8 protein-coding genes are annotated in these 9,673 nt (G+C 57.2%); 4 read left to right on the top strand and 4 right to left on the bottom strand.

The window, feature by feature from the left end; genetic code table 11:
* Nucleotides 1-284: 284 nt before the first annotated feature.
* The 3 genes from C5Y96_RS22455 to C5Y96_RS22465 all read right to left on the bottom strand — a co-directional run bounded on the left by C5Y96_RS22455 (nt 285) and on the right by C5Y96_RS22465 (nt 4,450).
* Nucleotides 285-2,645 carry a TIM44-like domain-containing protein gene (locus C5Y96_RS22455; protein ID WP_146115769.1) on the bottom strand — a complete coding sequence of 787 codons (2,361 nt, stop codon included), beginning with the start codon at nt 2,643-2,645 and terminating at the stop codon, nt 285-287.
* 128 nt (nt 2,646-2,773) lie between these two features.
* The gene (locus C5Y96_RS22460; protein ID WP_105358086.1) at nt 2,774-3,814 is read right to left on the bottom strand and encodes a protein arginine kinase; all 1,041 of its coding nucleotides are present in this window, start codon (nt 3,812-3,814) and stop codon (nt 2,774-2,776) included.
* Nucleotides 3,815-3,940: 126 nt separating this feature from the next.
* Nucleotides 3,941-4,450 carry a UvrB/UvrC motif-containing protein gene (locus C5Y96_RS22465; RefSeq protein ID WP_105358089.1) on the bottom strand — a complete coding sequence of 170 codons (510 nt, stop codon included), beginning with the start codon at nt 4,448-4,450 and terminating at the stop codon, nt 3,941-3,943.
* Nucleotides 4,451-4,739: 289 nt separating this feature from the next.
* Between C5Y96_RS22465 and trpE the strand changes: the two genes are divergently transcribed.
* Together trpE and C5Y96_RS22475 are read left to right on the top strand one after the other, a co-directional pair.
* On the top strand, nt 4,740-6,254 hold the full coding sequence (gene trpE / locus C5Y96_RS22470; RefSeq protein ID WP_105358092.1) for an anthranilate synthase component I: 1,515 nt from the start codon (nt 4,740-4,742) through the stop codon (nt 6,252-6,254).
* Nucleotides 6,255-6,296: 42 nt separating this feature from the next.
* On the top strand, nt 6,297-6,608 hold the full coding sequence (locus tag C5Y96_RS22475; RefSeq protein ID WP_105358135.1) for a putative quinol monooxygenase: 312 nt from the start codon (nt 6,297-6,299) through the stop codon (nt 6,606-6,608).
* 121 nt (nt 6,609-6,729) lie between these two features.
* On the opposite strand, the gene C5Y96_RS22480 is transcribed toward C5Y96_RS22475, so the two are convergent.
* The gene (locus C5Y96_RS22480; RefSeq protein ID WP_105358094.1) at nt 6,730-7,434 is read right to left on the bottom strand and encodes a class I SAM-dependent methyltransferase; all 705 of its coding nucleotides are present in this window, start codon (nt 7,432-7,434) and stop codon (nt 6,730-6,732) included.
* Nucleotides 7,435-7,620: 186 nt separating this feature from the next.
* Here C5Y96_RS22480 and C5Y96_RS22485 point away from each other — a divergent pair, with 186 nt between their 5' ends.
* Together C5Y96_RS22485 and C5Y96_RS22490 are read left to right on the top strand one after the other, a co-directional pair.
* Nucleotides 7,621-8,670, top strand: a complete 1,050-nt coding sequence (locus C5Y96_RS22485) for an XdhC family protein (RefSeq protein WP_105358097.1) — start codon at nt 7,621-7,623, stop codon at nt 8,668-8,670.
* Nucleotides 8,667-9,290 (top strand): NTP transferase domain-containing protein, encoded by a 624-nt coding sequence (locus C5Y96_RS22490; RefSeq protein ID WP_105358100.1) that lies wholly within the window; start codon nt 8,667-8,669, stop codon nt 9,288-9,290. Before C5Y96_RS22485 ends, C5Y96_RS22490 begins: the two co-directional genes overlap by 4 nt.
* Nucleotides 9,291-9,673 lie beyond the last annotated feature (383 nt).

Genomic DNA, 9,673 nt, shown 5'->3' on the forward strand with positions numbered 1-9,673 from the left:
TCGTCACGACAGATCGAGTGCCCGGAACTAGCCTCCATGCCTACGTCTTCGTAGGCATGGTCCTGTCATATTCGCAGGCTCAAGCAGACTTGAGGGTGTCCGATAATTCAATTCCGGAAAAAGCATACTGTATAGCCGTTTAGCAATCAGCGAGTTTCCTATTGGTTGAACCCGTCGCTAGAGTGCTTCTGGTATGCCCATTTTCTCGGGGTTTTATACGATTTGAATTATCGGACACCCTCAAGCAGACTTGGGCGTGGCACCCAGCACACATGAAAGAACGACTAGTCCTTCCAGTCGGCTTTCAAATGCAGTTCGCCGTCTACCGAGGTCGACTTCTCGCGTAGGGCCTCGCGGGCTTGCTTGTATAACACCGCTTGGCGGCGGCGGATGAGATGGGTCAAATCGTAGTCGGTCAGGCCGATCTTTTTGGCGACCTTGCCTAAAACCTTCTTCTCTTTCGCGCATACGCTGCCGTCGGCAAAGGCCATGTCGATCATCTTCACCAGCCAGAACTGGCCGATCGTCTGATCTTCCGGGACACTGACCTCAAGCTTGTTCTCCTTGGCGGCGATGCACATCTCCTTCAAGCGTTTGTGAGAGATCCCATAGTCGGCGGCCAATTGCTTTAACTGCTCGATCTCTTTCGGATCGAAACGACCATCCGCGGCGGCCATGTACACGACCCACGAGAACATGTCGACGCTCCGCATCCCTTCGGTCCACTCTTCTAACTGAAGCGTCCGTATCCGAAGGGCCGCTTCCACATCGTATCGGCTCAGCCCCAACTCAACCGCGGTCGCGTTGATGTAGACCTTTTCCCAGGCCTCCATGCGGCTATCGATTAAACTCACGTCGATCATCGCCATCAGCCAGCGTTTGAGGACCTGCGAGTTCACGTCCTTCAACCGGCGGCGATCGAGCTTCTCGCGTCGTCGCATCGCTTTGACGAGCGCGGCGTTATCGATCCCGCACTTTCTAGCCACCTCGCGAATAAAATCCTTTGCGTCGGCCTTCGAGATATGCAGCCCACCAGCGACTTCCCCTAGTAGCTGGCAGAGCGTAATATCGTCTTCGCGCACGGCCACTTTTGGGGCCACGCCGTCGATCTGCACCCCTTCCATCTCGCTCTTGGTGAACTCGGGCAGCGTCTGTTCCATCATCACCACGCGCTCGATCGGGGCATCCTCGCCGGTATCGAACGGCAACACGGCGATCTTCGTTTCGATCCCTTCGTATGCCTTCTTTCGCAGGGCCATCGCCGCGGTCGAGGTGAACGGCAACACGTCGGCCAGCGTCCATTCAAGAGCCCCATCGTTGAGTACCGTATGGCAGAACTCGCAGGCATGCGAAGCGTTATTCGACTCCGGGGCACCACACTTGGGGCAATGCGAACTGGTGATCGTGCGTTCGATGCGCGTCTTCGCTCCGTGCTGACGAACCAGAACCATCATCGTACTCACCTGCACCGGATCTCGTTCCAGTTCCAATTCGCCGTGACGATCGATCGTGCCGCGGCGAGCCGTCCAGCGAATGTACATCAGGGCCCGATCGAATGGCTCTTCCGCAATCACGCCAGAAACATCCGCCGCCAGGATTCGTGGATGGATGTAAACCGTGCGCCGGCCGAAACTATCTGGCAATAGCTTCTTTTCGTATCCGTCACAAAAGCGATCGGTCGCGACCTTCCCCAGCGGATCGATCACCCCCAGGCGGTCGGCCAGGAACTTGCGAAAGAAGATCACGCTCGCGCGGTCTTCCAGGTAATGCGAACTGAAGCCTTGGTCCTGCTTGATCCAGTAGCGGGTCGCACTGCTCATCTTGAACGGCCGGGTGATCTTCCACGACGATTGATCCGAGATCTCGGAAAGGACCCAGTCATGTTCGCCGGAACGGACGGTGCTCTCGCACGAAGGGCACTTCTCCCACTGGTTCACTGAAATGTCAGTTCCGCAGTTGGGACAATGACCATGCACCGAACCGAAGTCCTTCGACTTGGTTTGCGCCCCGCGGCGTCGCAAGAAGGTCCACACCTCCGCGATCGGCTCGGGTTCTTCGATGATCACATCCGTGCCGTCTTGCTTCATGCGGTACTGCCGAACGGCCGAGCCATTGATCCGCAGCGAGATCACCTCGAACGCGTTCTGGGTGTTCTTGGAAGACGTGATCTCGACCGGCGAAAGGCTGGTGAGCTTCAACTCAGTAGTCTTCCGCGTACGCCCCAGGCTCGCCTCTTCCTCCAGCGCAAAGGCCATTCGCTGGTAGATTCCATCGGAAACAAATGAACGGATGTCGCTCAGGTCGCCGCTGTCCAGAGCCTTGTCGAACTCCAGAAATGCGCCGGTCGCCGCGATGCAGAAGTTCTTTAAGTCAAACTTGGGGTCCGCCTCTTGGATCGACTGCAGCGCCAATTCCATCCGGCTGAGGTCCCGTTTCTTATTGCCCAGGCGAATCATCGACGCACTACGCAAGCCTCCCTGAAGATGCTCCGAAAAGATTCCGCCCAGCATGAACAACACGACCACCACGATGGTAATTCCATCAATGGCATCGGCGGCCAGCAGAACTATGCTTTCTGGCAGTAGCGTAGGCATAGGTAACAAGTAGAGGATGAGTTGGTGTTCGCTACCTGCACGACGCCACAATGTTCCGGTCCCCTCTCCACCGTACTCGGGGGAAGAGGGTGAGGGGACATGAGTTGAGCGCGCAGCGTGATTTCGACAAGTTATTCGCCGAGTCTATAGAAATCTTTCAGGAAAATCGACCGCGAACCCTAATTTCGTTCGTCGCGGTGTTCTTTTCCTCGATCTTGCAGATAGCGCCGCAAGTAGAGAGCCCGTTCGATGTTTCGACCGGCCGTGTCCAGTTCGTTGCCACGCAGCTTCTGCAAATGAGCCGGCTGCGTTTCGACGAACAGCTTGTTGATGTCGGAAATCGCCAGGTCGTCGATCAGCCCCAGGTTCACGCCCATTCGCACGCTGGAAAGCAGGTGCATCGTTTCTTCGCTGCTGATCGTTTGGGCCGTACACAGAATGCCGTAGGCTCGGCTGATCTTGTCGTGCAGGTCTTCGCGGTTCTGCGTGATCAGGAAGTCGCGGGCCTTGCGTTCGTACTCGATGATCATTGGCACCACGCCGCTCACCTGGCCGATCAGCTCTTCTTCCGACTTGCCGAGAGTGATCTGATTGCTGATCTGGTAGAAGTCACCCATGGCCTGTGACCCTTCGCCGTACAGACCACGCACGGCCAGGTTGATCTTCTGCAGGCTGCGGAACACCTTCTCGATCTGGTTGGTAATCACCAGGGCCGGCAGGTGCAGCATCACGCTCACTCGCATGCCGGTGCCAACGTTGGTAGGGCAGGCGGTCAAATAGCCGAGCCGTTCGTGAAACGCATAGCTCAGCTTGCTTTCCAGCTGGTCGTCCACTTCGTTGATCTGTTGCCAGGCGCTGTGCAAATCGAGACCACTCTTCATCACTTGAATGCGGAGGTGGTCTTCTTCGTTGATCATCACGCTTAAGCGTTCGTCGTTATCGATCGCCACGCTGCGGGCACCTTCAGCCTCGGCATGTTCGCGGCTGATCAACTGACGTTCGGTCAAAAACTGGCGATCGACGTGGGCCAGTTCATCGACACGCAGGTAATACAGCGTGTTGAAACCGGGGATCGCCTGGAGACGGTCGTGCACCATCTTCTCGATCGACTTGCGATCTTGCGGCGAGCAGCGGCGAATGAAGGGGAACTCAGCCAGATTGCGAGCCAGGCGAATACGACTGCTGATCACGATATCGGACTCAGGCCCGCTACCGCGCATCCATTCGCCAGATCGACATGCCAATTCTTTGAGTTCCACTTAAATTGTACCTTCACTCTCCAGTTGGGTATTTCAGCTCGAGCCGTCGTCGCGGGCTTACAGTGTATGCTGTCCCACAGTGTAAGCTTAGGACTCGCCTTCCTCAATCTTACGGATTTCATCCCGTATTTGGGAAGCACGCTCGTAGTCTTCCTTCTCGATGGCTGCTTTCATGTCGTTGTGCAGCTGAATCAACCGCGTCTGATCTTGCGACGACTGCCGATGATGCTTGGGATGCTTGCCGCTGTGCTGTGTATCGCCATGGATATTGACGATCAGCGGATCGAGCTCGCTGCCGAAGCAGGTATAGTCGTGCGGACAGCCGAGCCGCCCCTGGTTGCGGAATTCATAGAAACTAATGCCGCAGATCGGACAAACCTGCTCGTCCAGCTTGGCCAGTTCCTTGGCCGTGTCGGCCACTTTCAACTGGTGATGCAGCATGCCGGCCAGCGAAGGCTGAATCGGCATCCCACCCGAGGGGTTCTGCGTCAGGTACGACTGCGCGCATTGCTCGCACAAGTGCAGCTCATGCGGCTTCTCGCCGGTAAGTTCCGTGATATGAAACGTGGCGGGCTTTTCGCATTGTTGACATTTCATGACGAAAAATCGCCTCCTCCCACGTGGGTTTTAAGCCGCTGGTTTGTCTTGTCCTCGTTAACCGACCCTAGCAGCTGGCTGGCCGATTAACGTAAATCCAATTCGCGATTAGAGATAACGCGAGAGGATTATTCTGGATTCTATCGACGCCAAGGGGGGTGTCAAGATTAGACGCCATGCCGTTCAATGTTACCAGAGACCGATTTCCGGCAGGCGTGAACATTTACGATGCCTGTCGCGTCTCCTCCAACGGATTGGCAAGCACTACCCTTTGGCAGACACCTGACTTATGCCGTACCTCCCAGAATTCTCCGAGTTCGAAAAGCTCGCGGAAAAGTTCGAGATTATTCCCGTTTATCGGCGCTTGATCAGCGATTCGATGACCCCGGTCTCGGCATTTCACAAGTTAGACGACGGCAAGCCAGCTTGCCTGTTTGAAAGTGTCGTCGGTGGCGAGAAGGTGGGCCGCTACAGCTTTATCGGAATTCATCCCGAATACCATCTCAGCGCGACACGTGATCAAGTCACCATCACCAGCAACGAGGGAACCGAGACCTTCACCAGTGCCAACCCGCTGGAAGAGCTCCGCAAGCGGCTGGATACCGGCAACGTCGCCCACATCGAAGGGCTCCCCCCGTTTAACGGTGGCGCGATTGGTTACGCGGGGTACGACGTCGTGCGCTACGTCGAGAACCTTCCCAACGCCCCCCAGGATGATCGCCACCTGCCAGACCTTTCGTTCGGCTTCTACAACAACCTGGTCGTCTTCGATAACGTCACCAAAACGGCCTACGTTATCGTCATGGCCAAGTGCCCCCAGGGCAAACCCAACGATCATCAGGCCATCTATAACGCTGCCTGTCAGCAAGCCGAAGAGATTGTCGCTCAGCTGACCAAGCACGACCCGACCCTCACCCCGACCGACATCGATCTGGCCGGCTACCCCACGATCGCGTACCGCTCGAACTTCACTCAGGAAGACTTCGAAGCAGCCGTTCGCAAATGTGTCGAGTACATCGTGGCCGGTGATATCTTTCAGGTCGTCTTCAGCCAACGCCTGGAAGTCGACATCCAGAGCGACCCATTCGAGATCTACCGCACGCTACGGATCGTGAACCCCAGCCCGTTCATGTTCTTCCTCCGCACGCCCGAAACCACCCTGGTCGGCAGTTCGCCAGAGATCATGGTCCGCGTGATGGATGGCACGGTTACCGTTCGCCCGCTGGCTGGCACTCGTCCGCGTGGTTTGACCGAAGCGGAAGACGCCCACTTGGCCGAAGAACTACTGGCCGACCCGAAAGAACGTGCCGAACACGTGATGCTGGTCGACCTGGGACGCAACGACGTCGGCCGCGTAGCCAAGTACCGCAGCGTCCAGCTTTCCGATGTGATGGCTATCGAACGCTATAGCCACGTGATGCATATCACCTCGAACGTCACCGGCGAGTTGCCGGAAGGGAAAGACGCGTTCGACGCCATGGCGGCCTGTTTGCCGGCCGGTACCGTATCGGGCGCACCCAAAGTGCGGGCCATGGAAATCATCGACGAGATCGAACCCAATCGCCGCGGCCCTTACGCCGGTGCGGTGGGCTACATCGACTACGGTGGTAACATGGATACGTGTATCGCCCTGCGAACGATCGTCATTCAAGACGGCATCGCCTACGTTCAGGCTGGGGCCGGGATCGTCGCCGACAGCGATCCGAAAATGGAATATCAGGAAACGCTCAACAAGGCCCGCGGCATTCTCAAAGCGATCGAGATCACCGAGAAACGATCCGCTGCCCAGAAGAACAGCAAGTAAGCCACCCGCCACTTAAGACCCCAGAAAGAGACTATGCGCACCATGATCCACGTCATCGCAACTATCAACCTGAATCCTGGCACCCGCGACGCCTTCCTGGTAGCATTCCACGAACTGGTTCCGAAGGTACTGGAAGAAGATGGCTGCATCACCTACGGACCCACGATCGACGTCGACGCAAGCCTCGGCGACGTGCAGGAAGGCCCCCGCGACAACACCGTCACCGTTGTCGAAGCCTGGGAATCGGTCGAGCACCTTCAAGCTCACCTCGTTGCCCCGCACATGAACGAGTACCGCGAGCAAGTCAAAGACATGGTCACCGATATGAAGGTGCAAGTCCTAGCCCCAGCGTAAGCGATGCGTGATCTTAGCGAGCCGGGTGCCACGCCCAAGTCCGCTTGAGGGTGGCACCCCGGATCTTTCGGATCTTTTATCCGCGCCCATCCGCGTAATCCGCGGTTAGCCTTCCTCTTCCTTACTTCCGTTCAAACTGCAGGAAGTAATTCTCTTTGAACGAAGGAACCTCCACCTCGTTCACGAATCGGAAGCCTGCCTTTTCGATCTCGGCACGGAAGACTTCTTTGCCCGCTCGCACATGGTTGATCGTCCACTCCCGTGATTCGCCTGGGATGCGGTTGAAGTCGATCACCACCAGCTTGCCGCCGGGCGACATCGCTTTGTGAATCGAGGCCAGCGACTGCTCGGGGTATTCAAAGTGGTGATACACATCGCAGATAAATGCGGCATTGATGCTGCCCGGTGCCAGACGAATATCATCCTGCCCGCACAGTACCGGCGTCACATTGCTTAAGCTGCGAATCTCGGCCAGTTTCTCGACCCGCTCGACAAACTTCGGAGCGATATCCAGCGCGTAGACCCAGCCTTTCTCGCCAACCGCTTCGGAAAACGGCTCGACGAACAGCCCGGTGCCGGTACCGATATCGGCCACCCGGTCCCCCGGCGAAAGCTTCATCCGCTCGACGATCTCGTTCCTGGCCGCAAAGACCTCGCGGCTCTCAACCTCAAACCGCTTCACGTACGACTCGACATCCAACTCTGGGTCGAGAAACGAATCATTGATCCCTGGCTTCACACTTTCAGGAGCAGCCGTTTCTTGAGCCCAGGCACGGTTGCCCAGTAGCAAAACAACGAACAGAGTGATCGACAAAATGAAACGCATGACAATATTCTTCCAACGAAGGTAGCAATATCCAATGATCTAACGACATATTGGAATGTAAAAACGGAAATGCCCCCGGTCAATCACTCTGGCAAGATTCGCGGCAACGCTTGCCACTGGTCTCCGGCCCATCGTACCCATTACCATACAGTCACCCATTTCCATCGTCCTACTCGAAGACCCTGCATGCGCGACGTCCTTCAAGCCCTGGTTACCGATATCCCGGCCGGCAAAGCGGCTGCCTATTGTCAGCTGATCGATACCCGCGGTTCCACGCCCCAAAAGGCGGGCGCGGCGATGCTCGTATACCCCAGCGGACAGCAGGTCGGTACGTTAGGCGGCGGTTGCGTCGAAGCGGAAGTCAAACGCCGGGCAATCGAGCTCCTTGAAGCAGGGGAGGGGACCGTCGTCGAGTTCATCCTCGATCACGACTACGGCTGGGACGACGGTCTGATCTGCGGCGGACGCATGGAAGTGATCATCGAGCCCCTCACACCCCACAACAAGGTCGACTTCTTCGAGTCGATTCTCGCAGCGATCACCTCAAACCTCGGCGGCACGCTCGCTATCGCCGCCGATCCGCGCGACCACGCGCCGCGGAACTTTGGCATGGTACTCCTATCACCAACCGGTGCGATCATCGCCACCCAAGGAGACGCCAGCCATTGCCGCGATGCAAAGGGAATCGCCGCCCAGGCACTGCGTCCGCTGACAGGCCGGCCGCTCTTCTATCGAGAGCAGAACGTGGCCTTCGTCCCGATCCTGCCTCGCTGCGAATTAGTGATTGTCGGCGGTGGGCATGTTGGTCAGGCCGTTGCCAAACTGGCTCACTGGGTCGACTTCGATGTCACCGTCGTCGACGACCGCGCGGAAGTGATCACCCCCGAGCGTTTCCCGACCGCCATGCGGCGTGTGCCTGGCAAGTTTCAGGAAGTGCTTCCGAAGCTTCCCCTGCGCGATGGTGCCTACGGCCTGGTTGTCACCCGAGGGCACAACCACGACGAAATCGGCCTGTACCATCTGCTGAAACGCCCCTTGGCGTATCTGGGCATGATCGGCAGTAAGCGGAAGATCCGCCTGATCTACGACGACCTGCTCGAAAAAGGAATCACCCAGGAGCAGCTCGACAAGGTCCACGCCCCGGTCGGTCTCGACATCGCTTCCCGCACCGTCGAAGAGATCGCCATCAGCATCGTCGCACAGCTAGTCTCGCACCGTAATCGACCACAGCCATGAGTAGTGCAGCACGCAGCTTCGCCATCATTCCGGCCTGCGGTGAAAGCCGCCGGATGGGGACCGATAAGCTGCTGCTGCGCTGGAAGGACTCGACCATTCTGGAAACGGTGATCGCCGCCTGGCAAGCATCGCAGGTCGATCACATCTTCGTGGTCATTCCACAGAGTCGAACCGAGTTGCAGAAGTTACTGCAAGTTCTTCCGGTCCACATCGTCCTCGCCGATCCACGCCCGGTCGACATGAAAGGTTCGATCCAAGTCGCCCTGCGCATGATCCAAGAACCGTTTGAGCCCACCTCGGACGATACCTGGCTGATCGCCCCCGCCGACATGCCGACCCTTTCGACGGCAACGATCGACCAGGTTCTTAAGGTGGCCGCAAACATGCCCGGCCAGATCGTTCGCCCTTCCAGCGGAGGGAAGCACGGTCATCCCGCGCTCTTTCCGTGGAAACTGACAGAAGAAGTCTTCAACCTCGCCGAGCACGAGGGGCTCAACGTCCTTGCTCAGCGCTATCCGCCGTTCGATGTCACTGTCGAAGAACTGGGAGAGGACGTCGATACGCCTGAGGATCTAAAGCAACTACAAACAGACCAATCAATCGATCCCTCCAGCAAATAAAAAGAACAACACCAATTCCGTTCCCCACGCCCAACACTCACCAACAACCCCAATCCAACGGGTGCCACGCCCAAGTCCGCTTGGGCGTGCGAATCAGGTACCCGCTCTCTCACATTCCAAGAGAAGTGAACCGCGTAATCCGCGGTTAAACTCCTTCCTCATCGCGCGTCCTCTTTTCTAGTTACAAACCGACTTTCTCGCCCGTTTTCCTCGAAATAAAAACTTCCCAAAATCATTCCAACAAGCCTGTACATGGGTACACACAGGCAGGTATCTTATATCTCACAAGCGGCAAAGACCTCCGCAAACAAGATCTCTCACGGCCGACCAGCGAGACGAATTTCTTCCGTCGCTTGAGTCAGGCCACACTCCAATCTCCCGGG

The sequence above is a fragment of the Blastopirellula marina genome (assembly GCF_002967715.1).
Lineage (GTDB): Bacteria > Planctomycetota > Planctomycetia > Pirellulales > Pirellulaceae > Bremerella > Bremerella marina_B.